This window comes from Bradyrhizobium sp. HKCCYLS2038 (genome assembly GCF_051167655.1).
In the GTDB taxonomy this organism is placed as follows: Bacteria; Pseudomonadota; Alphaproteobacteria; order Rhizobiales; family Xanthobacteraceae; genus Bradyrhizobium.
Genome location: NZ_JBNPTM010000001.1, coordinates 1,210,501 through 1,227,384, shown reverse-complemented (window position 1 = coordinate 1,227,384; position 16,884 = coordinate 1,210,501). Strand labels below are relative to the sequence as shown.

General features: G+C 66.6%; 15 protein-coding genes. 9 read left to right on the top strand and 6 right to left on the bottom strand.

Going from position 1 to position 16,884, the window contains the following annotated elements; all coding sequences use genetic code 11:
• Positions 1–75 precede the first annotated feature (75 nt).
• The 3 genes from hutU to hutI are packed head-to-tail and all read right to left on the bottom strand — an operon-like array spanning position 76 to position 4,514.
• The gene (gene hutU / locus ACQR1I_RS05425) at positions 76–1,746 is read right to left on the bottom strand and encodes a urocanate hydratase (RefSeq protein ID WP_434867651.1); all 1,671 of its coding nucleotides are present in this window, start codon (positions 1,744–1,746) and stop codon (positions 76–78) included.
• A 9-nt stretch (positions 1,747–1,755) separates the two neighbouring features.
• Positions 1,756–3,303 (bottom strand): histidine ammonia-lyase, encoded by a 1,548-nt coding sequence (hutH, locus tag ACQR1I_RS05420; RefSeq protein ID WP_434867652.1) that lies wholly within the window; start codon positions 3,301–3,303, stop codon positions 1,756–1,758.
• A complete protein-coding gene (hutI, locus tag ACQR1I_RS05415; protein WP_434867653.1) occupies positions 3,300–4,514 on the bottom strand; it encodes an imidazolonepropionase in 1,215 nt (404 codons plus the stop codon). Before hutI ends, hutH begins: the two co-directional genes overlap by 4 nt.
• Positions 4,515–4,602: 88 nt before the next feature.
• On the opposite strand from hutI, the gene ACQR1I_RS05410 reads away from it, so the two are divergent.
• The 5 genes from ACQR1I_RS05410 (at position 4,603) to ACQR1I_RS05390 (ending at position 9,527) form a co-directional block, all read left to right on the top strand.
• Positions 4,603–5,961: a formimidoylglutamate deiminase gene (locus tag ACQR1I_RS05410; protein ID WP_434867654.1), complete on the top strand. Its 1,359-nt coding sequence runs from the start codon at positions 4,603–4,605 to the stop codon at positions 5,959–5,961.
• Entirely contained in the window at positions 5,958–6,695 is a 738-nt protein-coding gene (hutC, locus tag ACQR1I_RS05405; protein WP_434867655.1) for a histidine utilization repressor, read from the top strand. Before ACQR1I_RS05410 ends, hutC begins: the two co-directional genes overlap by 4 nt.
• 131 nt (positions 6,696–6,826) lie before the next feature.
• On the top strand, positions 6,827–7,771 hold the full coding sequence (locus tag ACQR1I_RS05400; protein WP_434867656.1) for an ABC transporter substrate-binding protein: 945 nt from the start codon (positions 6,827–6,829) through the stop codon (positions 7,769–7,771).
• Positions 7,772–7,971: 200 nt separating this feature from the next.
• Entirely contained in the window at positions 7,972–8,745 is a 774-nt protein-coding gene (locus tag ACQR1I_RS05395; protein WP_434867925.1) for an ABC transporter permease, read from the top strand.
• Complete coding sequence (locus tag ACQR1I_RS05390) at positions 8,742–9,527, top strand: ABC transporter ATP-binding protein (protein WP_434867657.1); 786 nt, start codon at positions 8,742–8,744, stop codon at positions 9,525–9,527. Before ACQR1I_RS05395 ends, ACQR1I_RS05390 begins: the two co-directional genes overlap by 4 nt.
• Positions 9,528–9,865: 338 nt before the next feature.
• Here ACQR1I_RS05390 and ACQR1I_RS05385 read toward each other — a convergent pair whose 3' ends face one another.
• Together ACQR1I_RS05385 and ACQR1I_RS05380 are read right to left on the bottom strand one after the other, a co-directional pair.
• Positions 9,866–10,150: a hypothetical protein gene (locus ACQR1I_RS05385; protein WP_434867658.1), complete on the bottom strand. Its 285-nt coding sequence runs from the start codon at positions 10,148–10,150 to the stop codon at positions 9,866–9,868.
• Between the two features lie 17 nt (positions 10,151–10,167).
• Complete coding sequence (locus ACQR1I_RS05380) at positions 10,168–10,929, bottom strand: DUF899 domain-containing protein (protein WP_434867659.1); 762 nt, start codon at positions 10,927–10,929, stop codon at positions 10,168–10,170.
• An 86-nt stretch (positions 10,930–11,015) separates the two neighbouring features.
• Here ACQR1I_RS05380 and ACQR1I_RS05375 point away from each other — a divergent pair, with 86 nt between their 5' ends.
• Both ACQR1I_RS05375 and ACQR1I_RS05370 read left to right on the top strand, forming a co-directional pair.
• Positions 11,016–12,236, top strand: a complete 1,221-nt coding sequence (locus ACQR1I_RS05375) for a helix-turn-helix domain-containing protein (RefSeq protein WP_434867660.1) — start codon at positions 11,016–11,018, stop codon at positions 12,234–12,236.
• Between the two features lie 33 nt (positions 12,237–12,269).
• A complete protein-coding gene (locus ACQR1I_RS05370) occupies positions 12,270–12,914 on the top strand; it encodes a Vgb family protein (protein WP_434867661.1) in 645 nt (214 codons plus the stop codon).
• A 120-nt stretch (positions 12,915–13,034) separates the two neighbouring features.
• Here the strand turns inward: ACQR1I_RS05370 and ACQR1I_RS05365 are convergent, their stop codons facing one another.
• On the bottom strand, positions 13,035–14,192 hold the full coding sequence (locus tag ACQR1I_RS05365) for a hypothetical protein (RefSeq protein ID WP_434867662.1): 1,158 nt from the start codon (positions 14,190–14,192) through the stop codon (positions 13,035–13,037).
• A 185-nt stretch (positions 14,193–14,377) separates the two neighbouring features.
• On the opposite strand from ACQR1I_RS05365, the gene ACQR1I_RS05360 reads away from it, so the two are divergent.
• Both ACQR1I_RS05360 and ACQR1I_RS05355 read left to right on the top strand, forming a co-directional pair.
• The gene (locus ACQR1I_RS05360) at positions 14,378–15,199 is read left to right on the top strand and encodes a sugar phosphate isomerase/epimerase family protein (RefSeq protein WP_434867663.1); all 822 of its coding nucleotides are present in this window, start codon (positions 14,378–14,380) and stop codon (positions 15,197–15,199) included.
• A gap of 44 nt (positions 15,200–15,243) precedes the next feature.
• Entirely contained in the window at positions 15,244–16,881 is a 1,638-nt protein-coding gene (locus ACQR1I_RS05355; protein WP_434867664.1) for an ABC transporter substrate-binding protein, read from the top strand.
• Positions 16,882–16,884 lie beyond the last annotated feature (3 nt).

Here is a 16,884-nt window from a genome sequence, read left to right as displayed (position 1 = left end):
GCGACGCGTACCGGTCGCGTTTTCAGCATGAGACCACAATCAGGGGCCGCTGTTCAACCCAGGAGGTTTCGCGCGCTATCGCGACAGACTCGGCAGATCGAGCCCGTTGGCGTCGGCGCAGGCGATGGCGTCCTCGTAGCCGGCGTCAGCATGGCGCATCACGCCGGTGGCCGGATCGTTCCACAGCACGCGCTCCAGCCGGCGCGCCGCATCCGGCGTGCCGTCGGCGACGATGACCATGCCGGCATGCTGCGAATAGCCGATGCCGACGCCGCCGCCATGGTGCAGCGACACCCAGGTCGCGCCGCTGGCGCAATTGAGCAGCGCATTCAGCAGCGGCCAGTCCGACACCGCGTCGGAGCCGTCCTTCATCGCCTCGGTCTCGCGGTTCGGGCTCGCGACCGAGCCGGAATCGAGATGGTCGCGGCCGATCACGATCGGCGCCTTCAATTCGCCGCGCGCCACCATCTCGTTGAAGGCAAGCCCAAGGCGATGGCGGTCGCCGAGGCCGACCCAGCAGATCCGCGCCGGCAGGCCCTGGAACTTGATGCGCTGCCTAGCCATGTCGAGCCAGTTGTGGAGATGCTTGTTGTCGGGCAACAGCTCCTTCACCTTGGCGTCGGTCTTGTAGATGTCCTCGGGATCGCCCGACAGCGCCGCCCAGCGGAACGGGCCGATGCCGCGGCAGAACAGCGGACGGATGTAGGCGGGCACGAAGCCGGGGAAATCGAACGCGTTGGCGAGGCCCATGTCCTTCGCCATCTGGCGGATATTGTTGCCGTAGTCGAGCGTTGGAATCCCCATGGCGTGGAAATCCAGCATCGCCTGGACATGGCCGACCATCGAGGTCTTCGACGCCTGCTCGACCGCCTTCGGGTCGGCGGCGCGCTTCGTCTCCCACTCGGCGAGCGTCCAACCCTTCGGCAGATAGCCGTTGATCGGATCATGCGCGCTGGTCTGGTCGGTGACGATATCGGGACGCACGCCACGGCGCACCAACTCGGGAAAGATCTCGGCGGCATTGCCGAGCAGGCCGACCGAGACCGCCTTCTTGGTCGTTGCGGCCTCCGCCATCAACGCGAGCGCCTCGTCGAGCGTGGCGGCCTGGCGATCGAGATAGCCGGTACGCAGCCGCATCTCGATGCGGCTCGGCTGGCATTCGACAGCGAGCATCGAGGCGCCGGCCATGGTCGCGGCCAGCGGCTGCGCGCCGCCCATGCCGCCGAGGCCCGCCGTGAGAATCCACTTGCCGGAGAGATCGCCATTGTAGTGGCGGCGGCCGACCTCCACGAACGTCTCGTAGGTGCCCTGCACGATGCCCTGGCTGCCGATGTAGATCCAGGAGCCGGCCGTCATCTGGCCGTACATCATCAGGCCCATTTTATCGAGCGCATTGAAGTGATCGAGCGTCGCCCAATGCGGCACGATGTTGGAGTTGGCGATCAGCACGCGCGGCGCATCCGGATGCGTGCGGAACACGCCGACGGGTTTGCCGGACTGCACGACCAGCGTCTGGTCGGCCTCCAGCTTGCGCAAGGACGCGACGATGCGATCAAAGCTGTCCCAGTCGCGCGCGGCGCGGCCGATGCCGCCATAGACGATCAGCTCGCTCGGTTTCTCGGCCACGTCAGGATCGAGATTGTTCATCAGCATGCGCAACGGCGCTTCGGTGAGCCAGCTCTTGGCGCTGATGTCGCTGCCATGCGGCGCACGGATCACCCGGGCATTGTCGAGGCGTCGGTTCATGGGTCCCTCTCATCCAAGCTTGGGAAACGGATCGCGTCCGAGTGCATCGCTCGCCGCGCTGGCCAGCACACCGCCGGCGACGAGCGCGGCGGCCTTCGCGAGGTCGTCGGCCATGTAGCGGTCGCTCTCCAGCGCCGGCACATGCTGGCGCAGCGTGCCGATCACGGCCGATAGCGCCGCGCTGGTGCCGTGCGGCACGCGCAGCTCGATGCCCTGCGCAGCAACCAGCAGCTCGATGCCGATGATGTGCGCGAGATTGTCGGCCATGTCGTGCAGTCGCCGCGCGGCATGCGCGGCCATCGAGACGTGGTCTTCCTGGTTGGCGCTGGTCGGCGTCGAGTCGATCGAGCACGGCAGCGCGCGCTGCTTGTTCTCGGCGAACAGCGCCGCGGCCGTCACCTCCGCGATCATGAAGCCGGAGTTCAGGCCCGGCTCCGGCGTGAGGAATGGCGGCAGGCCGAAATTCAGCGCCGGGTCGACCAGCGTCGCGATGCGCCGCTCGCTGATGGCGCCAAGTTCGGACAGTGCCAGCGCGATCTGGTCGGCGGCGAACGCCACCGGCTCGGCGTGGAAATTGCCGCCGGAGATGATCTCGCCGGTCTCGACGAGCACCAGCGGATTGTCGGTGACCGCATTGGCTTCAGTGACCAACGTGCGCGCCGCCTGCGTCAGCAGGTCGAGCGCGGCGCCTGCGACCTGCGGCTGGCAGCGCAGGCAATACGGATCCTGCACGCGCTCGTCGCCCTCAAGATGCGACAGCCGGATCGCGCTGCCGTCGAGCAGCTCGGTGAGCACACGGCCGGCTTCGATCTGGCCGGGATGACCGCGGAGCGCCTGGATCTCTGGGCGGAACGGCGCAGTGGAGGCCATCGCAGCATCGACCGACAACGCGCCGGTGACGAGCGCCGCGTTGATCAGATCATGCGCGCGGAACAGGCCGGCGAGCGCATAGGCGGTCGAGAACTGCGTGCCGTTGATCAGCGCGAGTCCTTCCTTCGGCCCGAGCGTGACCGGAGCAAGTCCGGCCTGCGAGAGCGCATCCCGGCCCGAAACCAGTCGGCCGTCGACGAAGGCCTGGCCTTCGCCGATCATCACCGCCGTCATATGCGCAAGCGGCGCCAAGTCACCGGACGCGCCGACCGAGCCCTGTTGAGGCACGAATGGCAGGACGCCTTGCGCCAACATGGATTGAAGTTGCGCGATGATCTCGCGCCGCACGCCCGAAGCACCGCGACCGAGCGAGATGATCTTGAGCGCCATCATCAGCCGCACCACCGGCTCGGGCGTTGCCGGGCCGACGCCGCAGCAATGCGACAGGATCAAATTGCGCTGGAGCTGCGCGGTCTGGTCCGGCGGAATGCGCTTCGAGGCCAGCTTGCCGAAGCCGGTGTTGATGCCATAGACCGGCTCCGCGCCCTGCGCCGCCTTGGCGACGATCGCGGCCGCAGCCTCGACGCGCGGCCAATAGGAAGGATCCAGCGCGAACGGCGCCCCCGCGTAGACGCGCGCGAGATCGTCGAAGCCGACGCGGCCGGGAGCCACGAGGATCGGACTCATTGGCCTCTCCAGACACGCTGATGCAGCGGATTGAAGCCCATGCGGTAGACCACTTCTGCGGGACGGCTGATGTCCCAGATCGCGAGATCGCACCACTTGCCGACTTCAAGTGTGCCGGTCTCGCCCAATACGCCCAATGCACGGGCGCCTTCGCGGGTCACGCCCGCGATGCATTCGTCAACGGTCATCCGGAACAAGGTCGCCGCCATGTTCATGGTCAACAGCAACGACGTCAGCGGCGACGAGCCGGGATTGCAGTCGGTGGCGAGCGCGAGCTTCACACCATGCTTGCGAAACAGCTCCACCGGCGGCTTCTGCGTCTCGCGAATGAAGTAGAACGCTCCTGGCAGCAGCACTGCCACGGTTCCAGCGCGCACCATCGCAGCCGCGCCGGCTTCGTCGGTGTGCTCGAGATGATCGGCCGACAGCGCCCCGAACTCGGCCGCAAGTGCTGCGCCGCCGCGATTGGAGAGCTGGTCGGCGTGCAGCTTGACGCGCAGGCCAAGCGCCCTCGCCGCCGCAAAGACGCGCGACGTCTGCGCGGCCGAGAACGCGATGTTTTCCATAAAGGCATCGACCGCATCGGCCAGTCCCGACTTGGCGACCGCGGGAAGCATCTCGTTGCAGACCAGATCGATGTAGCGGTCCTTGTCGCCGCCGGCTTCGACCGGCAGCGCATGGGCGCCTAGAAAGCTGGTGCGCACGGTTACGGGCCGCTTGCTGCCGAGCGCGCGCGCTGCGGACAATTGTCGCAGCTCGGTCGCCGTCTCCAGCCCATAGCCGGACTTGATCTCGATCGTCGTGACGCCCTCAGCGAGCAGCGCGTCGAGTCGCGGCAGTGCGCTGGCGACGAGCGCCTCTTCACTCGCGGCGCGCGTCGCTGCGACGGTAGATACAATTCCACCGCCGGCCCGCGCGATCTCCTCATAGCTCGCGCCGGCCAGGCGCAGCTCGAACTCGTGCGCGCGGTCGCCGCCATAGACGAGATGGGTGTGACAGTCGACGAGGCCTGGCGTGATCCAGCGTCCCTCGCAATCGATGCGCTCCGGCGCGTCGGCGTCGGCCGGAAAATCCGCTCGCGAACCGGCGAACGCGATGCGACCGTCCCGGGCGGCAATCACGCCCTGCTCGATCACACCGAGACCCGGCTCGTCCTCGCGCAGGGTCGCAAGCCGCGCATTGCGCCAGATCCGGTCGAAACGCTCGGCCATGCTGCCTCCCACCTTCACGAATGCTTGACGGGCGATATGTCTATACATAAACTCGCTTCCGCCGTCCTGTCCAGCGGGTCTATCGATCATGGCGTCACTGCACTTCGCATCCGCGCTCCTGCCCGCCGGTTGGGCCGAGGACGTGCAGGTCGTGATCAGCAACGGCGAGATCGCACAGGTTTCCGCGGGCGTGCCGCCGACCCTCGACGACGAGCAACACGAGGTCGCCATCCCCGGCATCGCCAGCCTGCACAGCCACGCCTTCCAGCGCGGCATGGCCGGGCTTGCCGAGATCAGCGGCTCTTCCACCGATACGTTCTGGACGTGGCGCGAGACGATGTACCGCTTCGCGCTGTCGATGCGCCCGGAGGATGTCGAGGCGGTCGCCACCCAGCTCTATGTCGAGATGCTCGAGCGCGGCTTCACGCGGGTCGGCGAATTCCATTATCTGCACCACGATCGCGACGGCACGCCTTACGCCGATATCGGCGAGATGGCGGTGCGTATCGCCGCGGCTGCGCGGACATCCGGCATCGGCCTGACCCTGCTGCCGAGCTTCTACGCGCATGGCGGCTTCGGCGGTTCCGCGCCGCACGAGGGACAGCGGCGCTTCATCTGCGATGTCGATCGGTTCGAGAGGCTGCTCGTGGCCTCGCGCAAGGCGATCGGCACGCTCCGCGGCGCCAATCTCGGCATCGCGCCGCACAGCCTGCGCGCGGTGGCGCCGGATGAGCTCAGCGCGCTGCTTCCGCTCGCTGACGGCGGCCCGGTCCACATCCATGCCGCCGAGCAGGTCAAGGAGGTCGAGGACTGCCTCGCCTGGTCCGGCCAGCGTCCGGTGCAATGGCTGCTCGATCATCACGCGGTCGATGCGCGCTGGTGCCTGATCCATGCGACGCATATGACGGCGGACGAGACGGCGGCGCTCGCGCGGAGCGGCGCAACCGCCGGCCTGTGCCCGGTCACCGAAGCCAGCCTCGGCGACGGCATCTTTCCCGCGCGCGACTATCTGCGCGCAGGCGGACGCATCGGCGTGGGCACCGACTCGAACGTGCTGGTCGGCGTCAGCGACGAGTTGCGCCAGCTCGAATACGGCCAGCGGTTGACGCATCGCGAGCGCAACGTGCTCACGCCAGGTCCGCAAGCCTCGACCGGCCGGACGCTGTTCGACGCCGCGCTCGCCGGCGGCTCGCAGGCGCTCGCGCAATCCAACGTCGGGCTGCAGGTCGGCGGCCGTGCCGACATCGTCACGCTCGATCTGACGCATCCGTCGCTCGCCGGGCGGACGCAAGATGCGCTACTGGACGGCTGGATCTTCGCAACGTCGTCCGACGCCATCGACTGCGTCTGGGCCGGCGGCGCCAAGGTCGTCCAGGGCGGCCACCATCGCTCGCGCGACGCGGCCCGGCGCGGCTTCAACACGGCCGTGCGGAGGCTGCTCTCATGAGCCTCGCAGAGGATCGCGCCAAGCCAGGCGGCGGCACGCTCTACAAGACCATCCGGCAGGACATCGAGCGCCGCATCCTCACCGGTGAATGGCCGCCCGGCCATCGCATTCCGTTCGAGCACGAGATCATGGCCCGTTATGGCTGCTCGCGCATGACCGTGAACAAGGCGCTGTCGGAGCTCGCGCAGGCCGACCTGATCGAGCGCCGCCGTCGCGCCGGCAGCTTCGTGCGGCGCCCGCAATTCCTGTCGGCTGTGCTGAAGATTCCCGACATCCGGGCCGAGATCGGCGCACTCGGCCGCGCCTATGGCTATGAGCTGATCGCGTCGGCGCGCCGGCCAGCCAACGCGGCTGATCGGGAACGACTCGGAGTCAAGAAGCCGTGCAAGGTGATCGCGATCCGCTGCCGCCACAGCGCCGACGACGTCCCGTTCGCGATCGAGGACCGGCTGATTGACCTGGATGCCGTGCCCGACGCCGCCAAGGCCAATTTCAAGGTCGATCCGCCCGGCTCATGGCTGCTGCATCACGTGCCGTGGACGGAAGCGGAGCATGCGATCAGTGCCATCGTCGCCGACAAGGCGATCGCCGAGGGCCTCGACATCGCCGTCGGCGCGCCCTGTCTCGTGATCGAGCGCCACACCTGGCGCCAGGGGCAGCCGCTCACGGCTGTCAGGCTGGTCTATCCCGGTGAGCAGCACCGCCTGGTGGCGCGATTCAGGGGGAGCGAATGAGCCAGCTCCTCCGCGCCATATCCGAGCATGAGATTTGCAAGCGAGCGGACAGCTCTTGCAGAGACATGCGGTCATCGCGGGAGACCGCCGACCGTTCCGAAGATTTCTTTCAACAGTAGAGGATGACGACCATGCGCAGACTTGGACTCCTTGCCGTAACGGCCGCGCTGCTGGCCTCCACCGCGGCCTTCGCCGACGACGTCAAGGTCGGCATCGGCATTTCCGGCTGGACCGGCTTCGCGCCGCTGACGCTGGCGAAGGAAGCCGGCATCTTCAAGAAGAACGGCCTCGACGTCACCATCAAGAAGATCCCGCAGAAGGACCGCCACCTCGCGATCGCCGCCGGCGACGTGCAGTGCGCCGCGACCACGGTCGAGACCTGGATCTCCTGGAACGCCAATGGCGTCGCCACCAAGCAGATCTTCCAGCTCGACAAGAGCTACGGCGCCGACGGCATGGCCGTGCGCAACGACGTCGCCTCGATCAAGGACCTGAAGGGCAAGACGGTCGCCGCGTCCGCGCCCGGCACCTCGCCCTATTTCGGGCTGGCCTGGATGCTCAAGAAGAACGGCCTGAGCATCAAGGACGTCACCGTCGTCAACATGGAGCCGGGCCCGGCCGCGCAAGCGTTCGTCGCTGGCCAGAACGACGCCGCCATGACCTACGAGCCGTATCTGTCGACGGTGCGCGCAGCGCCCGACAAAGGCAAGATCATCGCCACCACGCTGGACTATCCGATGGTGATGGACACGTTCGGCTGCACGCCGAAGTTCCTGACCGAGAACCCGAAGGCCGCCAAGGCGCTCGCCGACAGCTACTACGAGGCGCTCGACATGATCGCCAAGGACCAGGCCAAGTCCTATGAGATCATGGGTGCCGACGTGAAGCAGAGCGGCGAGCAGTTCGGCAACTCCGCCAAATATCTGCGCTGGCAGGACAAGGCCGCGAGCCAGAAGTTCTTCGAGACCGAGTTCAAGACCTTCAACAAGGATGCGGCCGAACTGCTGCTCGAGGTCGGCATCATCAAGCAGGTCCCGAACGTCGAGGATCTGTATGATGCGAGCTTCATCAAGTAAGCGCTAAAGCCTCCCAGACTATCCGTCATTGCGAGCGAAGCGAAGCAATCCAGGGCTCAGGATGCGACTCTGGATTGCTTCGTCGCTCCGCTCCTCGCAATGACGGTGTGGAGATAGCCTGCCCCACACTGACACCGAACCGACCACCAGCAGCCCGCGACACCGCGCGGGCTGCCTCCACCACGAAAGCCCGATCCGTGATCCGTCCTCTCGATCCCGTCAGCGCCCGATCAAGAACAGCGCTCGGCCTCGCCTTCTTCGTCGTGTTCGTCGCGGCGTGGTCGCTGGCGACGTTCGGCGGCTATGTGCCGAAGACGTTCCTCGCCGATCCGCTGACCATGCTGCGCGAAGGCTGGGACCTGCTGACGAAGTTCGGCTTCCTCTATGATATCGGCATGACCGTCTGGCGCGTCGTCGGCGGCTTCGTGCTGGCAGCAGTGATCGCCGTGCCGCTCGGCCTGCTGATGGGCGCCTACAAGCCGGTCGAGGCATTTCTCGAGCCGTTCGTGTCCTTCGCACGCTATTTACCTGCCTCCGCGTTCATTCCGCTGCTGATCCTTTGGGCCGGCATCGGCGAGTTGCAGAAGCTGCTTATCATCTTCATCGGCTCGGTGTTCCAGATCATCCTGATGATCACGGTCACGGTCGGCAACACGCGACGCGACCTGGTCGAGGCCGCCTATACGCTCGGCGCCAGCGACCGTGGCATCATCGGCCGGGTGCTGCTGCCGTCGGCTGCACCTGACATCGCCGAAGTTTTGCGCCTCGTGCTCGGCTGGGCCTGGACCTATGTGATTGTCGCCGAGTTGATCGGCTCGTCGTCCGGCATCGGCCACATGATCACCGACAGCCAGGCGCTGCTCAACACCGGCCAGATCATCTTCGGCATCATCATCATTGGCCTGATCGGCCTGATCTCGGACTTCCTGTTCAAGGCGTTCAACGCCTGGCTGTTTCCGTGGAAGCTCGCATGACCACGCTCGTCATCGATCAGGTCACGCGCACCTTCCCCGCCCGCCAGGGCCACGCGCCGACGCGCGCGCTGGAGCCGGTGGCGCTCTCCATCGGCAACAACGACTTCGTCACCATTCTTGGCCCCTCCGGCTGCGGCAAGTCGACCTTGCTGCGCATCGTCGCCGGGCTCGACCATCCGACCAGCGGCAAGGTGCTGCTCGACGGCCGCGAGGTCACCGGCCCCGGAGCCGACCGCGGCATGGTGTTCCAGTCCTACACACTGTTTCCCTGGCTAACCGTGCGCGAGAACATCGCCTTCGGCCTGCGCGAGCGCGGCGCGCCCGAGGACAAGCGCAACGCCGTTGCCGACCGCTTCATCCAGCAGATCGGCCTCAAGGGCTTCGAGAACCACTGGCCCAAGCAGCTGTCCGGCGGCATGCAGCAGCGCTGCGCGATCGCCCGCGCGCTCGCCAATGATCCGAAGATCCTCTTGCTCGACGAGCCGTTCGGCGCGCTCGACAACCAGACCCGGGTGCTGATGCAGGAGATGCTGCTCGGCATCTGGGAGCGCGACCAGAAGACGGTGCTGTTCGTCACCCATGACATCGAGGAGGCCATCTTCCTCGGCAGCCGCGTGCTGGTGATGAGCGCCCGTCCCGGTCGCATTAAGGCCGACATCAAGATCGACCTGCCGCATCCGCGCTCCTACAAGATCAAGACGTCGCCGGAGTTCGTGGCGCTGAAGGAGCGGCTGGTGGAGGAGATCCGGGCCGAGGCGCTGAAGGTGGCGGCGGAGGCGTGAGGGCGGCCCATGCGCGACATCGTCGCGCGTCAGAGTACCCATTCAACGAGGCGAACTAGCGGAGACATCCCCCTCACCCAAGCGAGTTTGTCGATCTGGCGTACATGCCCTCTCCCACCCTGGCGAAGCTTCGCTTCGCCTTAGGGGCGAGGGCGCAATAACGGGCACTGTGCTGCCCAAAATTATCACTTCCCTCCCGCAGCAAGACTGCCAGATACAGCGCCCTCGCCCCCAAGGCGAAGCGAAGCTTCGCCAGGGTGGGAGAGGGCATCGCCGGCCGTTCCGCGAGCTCGCTTGGGTGAGGGGTTCTCTCCGCAAGCAAACCTGTAGCTACATGGCTAACTCTTGAGCCGGCAGTCAGCTTCATTGCGTCGAGGCCTTGGGAAGCCACCCCCTATCCTCCTCAACCACGGTGCCAGATGGAACGCGCTCATCAGCAGATACATCACCGTCATGCTGCCGAGCGGCGCGCCGGCGGGCATGGCCGAGCAGATCAGGTCTGAGCGGCCGTCGCGGGCCATGGCGTTCAGCACGGCCATCAGCGCGAAGGTCGGCGCCGCGGCGAAGCGGAGACCGGTGGTGATGCCGGGCATCAAGCGCTTGTTGGACAGGAAGAACGCCATGGCTTCGCTCCGTGCTCTCAGCGTGCCCCGTATTCGTCGCGGCGACGCCACCACACACCCTGCTCGTTGCGGCCCTTCGGGGCGCGATCGAGCCACTGATAGGCGCCCCACAGGCCGTCGAGGCCGCGCGCATAGGCCGAGTAGGTGTGATAGACGGCACCGTCTTCGACAATGAACGCGCTCATGCCCGGGCGATCGCGCATGAAGGTCGCGCCGTCGGTGCCGGCGGTGGCCGCGATTTCCGACACCATGGCCGGCACGTCGCCCGCGCCGAGCGGAGGGCTGGTGCGGTAGTTGTACTCGGTGCCGCCTTGCCGCTGCTGCTCCTCGGTGATCGCGACGTTGAAGTCGAAGTTGAAGTCGCTGCTGGCCGACGAAGCCCAGGGGAAACTCCAGCCCATGCGCGTCTTGTAGGACTTCAGCTTCGCCAATGGGGCGCGCGACACCGCCCACAGCATCACGTCGTGATTGGCGAGATGGAGCTGGAAACCGTTGAAGCCGTCGGCGATCATCGAGCAGGACGGGCAGCCGGCCTGGAAGTCGGGCCCGAACATGAAGTGATAGACGAGCAACTGCGAGCGGCCCTTGAACAGATCGGGCAGCGTCGCCGGCCCCTCTTCGGTATCGAAACGATACGTCTTGTCGACGCGCACCCAGGGCAAGGCCTGGCGGCGCTGCGCCAGCTCGTCGCCGCGGTGCGTGTAGTCCTTCTCGGCCTGCAGCAGGTTGAGCCGTGCCTTCAGCCAGTCTTCGCGAGTTCCAGTTTGGTGCATGGTCATGTCTGTCATCCCTTTGCGTGTTGACCGCAACTGAGACTAGGATCGGCGCGGGACGGACCGGGAGTGACAAGTTTGGCGGGATTTGCATGGACTCGCTGATCTCGGCGGCGGCGCAGGCGCTTGCCGCCGGTGATCCGCTCGGCGCGCTGAACCGCGTCGCGCTGCGCGATGATCCGCCGGCGCTGGCGCTGCGCGGCATCGCGATGGCGCGGCTCGGCGATGTCGTCAAAGCGAAGGCGCTGCTGCGGCGGGCGGCGCGGGCGTTTGGTCCCAAGGCTGCGCTGGCGCGTGCGCGCTGTGCGGTGGCCGAAGCCGAGATCGCGCTCGCGGCGCGTGATCTGTCCTGGCCGACCAAGGCGCTGGCTGCAGCACGGGAGACCCTGGAGCAGCACGGCGACCAGGCCAACGCCGCCTATGCGCGCAGCCTCGAGATCCGGCGCATGGTCCTCATCGGCCATCTCGACACCGCCGAGCGCGGACTTGCGGAACTCGATCCTTCGCCATTACAGCCGGCCGCGCGCACGATCTACGAGCTGATCGTTGCCGGCCTGGCCTTGCGCCGTCTGCAGACCAAGACGGCGCGCGCGGCGCTGGAGCGCGCCACGCGCACGGCGCGGCAGGCGCGTAGCCCGGAGCTGCATGCGGAGGTCGAGCGGGCTTCGGCGACATTGACCGCGCCAGCTGCACGGTTGATCCGCGCAGGCGAGGATCGACTGTTACAGCTCGACGACGTCGAGGCGCTGTTTCGATCGGACGTCCTGATCCTCGATGCCTGCCGGCTGTCGATCCGCCAGGGCAACCGGATCGTGCCACTGGCGCGACGCCCGGTGCTCTTCGCGCTGGCGCGGCGGCTGGCCGAGAAGGTCCCCGCCGACGTGCCGCGCGCAGAGCTGATCGCCCATGCGTTCCGCGGCAAGGATGCCGACGAGTCGCACCGCGTCCGCCTGCGCGTCGAGATCGGGCGGCTGCGCCAACTGCTTCGGAGCCTGGCCGAGATCGACGCAACGAAGGATGGCTATGCGCTTCGGCCGGGCCGAGACCGGGATGTCGTGGTGCTCGCGCCGCCGGTCGAGGACGAGAACGCGTCGGTTCTCGCCTGCCTTGCCGATGGCGAGGCATGGTCGAGCTCGGGTCTCGCCGTGGCGCTGGGGGAAAGCCAGCGCACGGTGCAGCGCGCGCTCGATACGCTCGCATCGTCCGGCAAGGTGCAGTCGTTCGGGCGCGGCCGGGCGCAACGCTGGACCTGCCCGGTCGTCGCGGAATTCGCGACCGCGTTGTTACTCCCGGCCTGGTCGTCGCTCGACTAGCGTGCGGCCGTCAGCAACGGAATGGATCACGACATGACACGAGCAGCAGCAGAGATCATTCGCGAGTACGGACCGTTCGAGGACGCCGATCGCGTCAACGGCGTCAGCTATGACGGCGCGCAGGTGTGGATCGCGACCGGCGGCAGCATCAAGGCGTTCGATCCCGCCGACGGCGCGGTGCGCAAGTCGCTCGATGTGCCCTCGCATGCCGGCACCGCCTTCGATGGCCGGCATCTCTATCAGATCGCGGAGGACCGCATCCACAAGGTCGACCCCGACAGCGGGCGCGTGCTTGCGACGATCCCGGCGCCGTCCGGCGGCGGCGATTCCGGGCTGGCCTGGGCGGAAGGATCGCTCTGGGTCGGCGCCTATCGCGACCGCAAGATCCACCAGATCGATCCGGCAACGGGTAAGATCCTGCGCAGCATCCCCTGCACGCGCTTCGTCACCGGCGTGACCTGGGTCGATGGCGAGCTGTGGCACGGCACCTGGGAAGACGACGTCAGCGACATCCGGCGGATCGATCCCGCGACCGGCGAGGTGCTCGATCAGCTCGACATGCCCGAGGGGGCCGGCGTGTCCGGGATGGAGTCCGACGGCCGCGAGACGCTGTATTGCGGCGGCGGCGGCAGCGGCAAGGTACGCGCGGTCAGGCGGCCGAAGCGCTCGCGTGGATGAACGGAGAGAACGGCCGCCCGCGAGGCTGCCGTTCTATGAACGCGGCTGAGACGAGCTACACAGTTGATCTTCATGCCCGGGTCGTCGCGGCCATGCGGGCGCGACGAGCAGAGGGCCGTCCTACTTCGCGATCGACGTGAACGCCGCCTTGCGGAAGTTGGCATTGGCCTCCTCATGCGTCTGCAGCGGTTGGCCACCGCCGCCGCCGACCGACCTGGTCGGCGTGATCACCGAGAACAGGACGAAGCCGCCGGCCTTGCGCGGGAAGATGAAGTATTCGGCCACATCGGATTTCTCGCTGTCCTCGCAGGAGGACATGCCGCGGAACACGACGGCGCTGTCAACCAGCTCACTGTTGCGCGCCGAGATGAACTTGCCCTTGCAGTCGCGCGCGTCGTTGCCGATGATCGTGGCGGCGACTTCGAGACCATCGACATTGCGCTGCGGCGGCACGATCCGCACGAAGCCGGTGGCGTTGTCCGCCTTCCACGCGACGCCGCCCGCCGTCAGCCACACCGGCCGCTCGCCGCCGCCGAGGATGGCGGGATGCTGCAGCGACGCCTTGAGAATGAAATTGGAGGCGATCTGCATCGCTTCCAGCTGCAGCTCGGGAGAATCTTCTGCGGCACGGGCGGGCTGCACGCTCGCCGTGGCGGCGGGTGCGGCCGCGGGCGGTGCGCCCGGACGTTGTGCCGCGGCGGCACCGGGCTGCGCCGTGAAGTTCGTGGCAGCCGCCAGCCCGCCGGCATTGATCATGCGCACGCAATTGGCCAGCGACGGCATCAGCACCGACGTGCCGTTGAGATCGAACTGGAACAGATTGCCCTGGGCGAAAGCCGACATCGTGCGCGCCGCCCGGAACGCCTTGATCAGGCTGGAATCGTTCGGCATCGGCACGACCACCATGTTGGCCGACCAGACCGAGCCCTCAACGTTGTAGGATTGGCGGCCGTCGAAGCTGAGCACGATGGGAAACTTCTGTCCCTGCGACAGCGACCAGCCTGGATGAATGAAAGCGAGCGCCCAATTATAGGTCGGCAGCGCGAGCACGCCGAAATTGATGCCGCTCTTGTAGCTGGCCGATGCGATGCAGCTCGAGAACTTGCCCGTGTTGTCGTCGGTGTAGGCGCCGCCCGACCAGCCGGCGACGGAGATCGTGCCGTAGGGTCCCTTCGCGTGCGCCGGCGCGACCAGCGCAGACATCAGCGCACAGATCAAAGCCATCACCGCAAGGATCGCACGCCACACCATCATCACCCGCCCCCATTTCCGCCGCATTGTTGCAATTCCCGCGGCTACGTCAAGTAGAGACCAGAGGGGACCGTCTACCCCAGGAATAGAACGCCAGCAGGACGCAAAGGCCTGCTCGACACAACATGTCGCCGTCGCCATCCACAGCCCCTTCATGGGGACGTCATTGAACTCCGCTAGCGCTCTCAAGGTCTCAACCAAGGGATCTTGCCATGTCCGCCACGCTGCCCGTCCTCGGTGCCGCCCTCTCCGTCAAATCGATTCCGGCTCACACCGACTGGCTGCTCCAGCGCCAGCGGGATCTCGAGATCCAGGACTTCTTCCGCGCCGACCTGCTCGACAGCGACTGGCGCAGCACGGCCAGGGAAATCAAGTCGATGCTGTCGGGCCATACCGGCCGGCTCGGCATCCACGGCCCGTTCTGGGGCTTCACCATCGCCAGCCACGATCCGATGATCCGCCGCGCCGTCACCAAGCGGCTGCTGCAGGGCCTGGAAGTCGCCGAGTTCCTCGGTGCCACGCAGATGGTGATCCACTCGCCCTACACGACCTGGGACTACAACAACATCGACATGCTGCCGGACAATCGCGAGGCGCTGATCGAGCGCGTGCGCACCACGCTGTCGGACGTGATCGCCTCGGCCGAGCAGGCGAATTGCGAGCTGGTGATCGAGAACATCGAGGACAAGGATCCGCTGGATCGCGTCGGCCTCGCCAAGGCGTTGGGCAGCGGCAAGGTACGGGTGTCGCTCGACACCGGCCATGCCAACTACGCGCACCACTCCACCGGCGCGCCGCCGGTCGACTACTACGTCGACGCCGCCGGTGACATGCTGACCCACGTGCATCTGCAGGACACCGACGGCTACGCCGACCGCCATTGGGCGCCGGGCGAAGGCAACATCCGCTGGGTCGCCGTGTTCCGGGCGCTGGCGAAGCTCAACTCGAATCCGCGCCTGATCCTCGAATTGCGCAACCACGATCACGTCAAGGCGGGCGCGGCGTATCTCGCCGCGCTCGAGCTCGCGCAATAACTCCGTTCGTTTCACAGCCATCGACAACCTCAAGAGAGATTGCCATGACCAAGCTCACCCGCCGCGGCCTGCTCGGCGCCGGCGCCGCGATCGGCGGCAGCTTCATCCTGCCGCGCGTCTCGATCGCGCAAGCAGACAATCGTCCCTCCGTCACCATCGCCGTGCAGAAGGTGAGCAACTCGAACGTGCTCGACGTGCTGCGCGAGCAGTCCAATGTCGGCGAGCGCGTGTTCTACTCGTCGCTCTGGGAAAGTCTGATCTCGAAGAACTTCCGCGGCAATCTCGAAGCCGTCCCCGGCCTCGCCACCGAATGGAAGCGCATCGACGACCAGACCGTCGAGCTGAAGCTGCGCCAGGGCGTCAAGTTCCACAATGGCGACGAGATGACGTCCGAGGACGTGGTGTTCTCGTTCAGCCGCGAGCGCATGTTTGGCGACAGCGAGGCCAAGAGCCGCACGACCATCAAGGCGTTCGAGAAGATCCCGAGCCCGCGTCCGGGCAAGGAGCTGCCACCGGACGTGATCGGCGTCGCCCGCCGGATGTGGCCGGATCTCGTCCGCGTCGACGCGGTCGACAAATACACCGTGCGCTTCGTCAACGCGACGCCTGACGTGACCATCGAAGGCCGCCTGATGCGCTACGGCTCGGACATCATGAGCCGACGCGGCTGGGAGGAGGCTGCGAGCTATCTCGACTGGGCGCGCAAGCCGATCACGACGGGCCCCTACAAGATCGTCGAGTTCAAGCCGGACGTCTCGTTGACGCTCGAAGCGCATGACGAATACTGGGGCGGCCGCCCGCCGCTGAAGCGCATCCGCTTCCTGGAAGTGCCGGAGGTCGCGAGCCGCATCAACGGCCTGCTGTCCGGCGAATATCAGTTCGCCTGCGACATCCCGCCGGACCAGATCACGGGCATCGAGAAGAACGCGGCGTTCGAGGTCCAGGGCGGCACCATTCTCAATCACCGCCTCACCGTGTTCGACAAGAACCATCCACAGCTCGCCAATCCGCTGGTGCGTCGCGCCTTCACTCATGCGATCGACCGCCAGGCGATCGTCGACAGCCTGTGGGCCGGCCGCACCCGTGTGCCGAAGGGCCTGCAATGGGAGTTCTACGGCGACATGTTCATCGCCGACTGGAGCGTGCCGGCGTTCGATCCGAAGCTGGCGCAGGACCTCTTGAAGCAGGCCGGCTACAAGGGCGATCCGATCCCCTACCGCCTGCTCAACAACTACTACACCAACCAGGTGGCGACCGCGCAGGTGCTGGTCGAGATGTGGCAGGCCGTCGGCCTCAACGTGCAGATCGAGACCAAGGAAAACTGGTCGCAGATCATGGAGCGCGCCCCGACCCGCGCGGTGCGCGACTGGTCCAACTCCGCCGCCTTCAACGATCCGGTGTCCTCGATGGTCGCCCAGCACGGTCCGAACGGCCAACAGCAGCAGATCGGCGAATGGACCAATGCGGAGCTGAACCAGCTCTCCGAGTTCCTGGAGACCTCCACCGATCGCGATGCGCGCAAGAAGGCGTTCCGCCGCATGCTGGAGATCGCCGAGCGCGAGGACCCGGCCTATACGGTGCTGCATCAGAACGCGACCTTCACCGCCAAGCCGAAGTCGATCAAGTGGAAGGCCTCGCCGGCGTTCGCGATGGACTTCCGCAACGGCAACTACGGAGTCTGATGC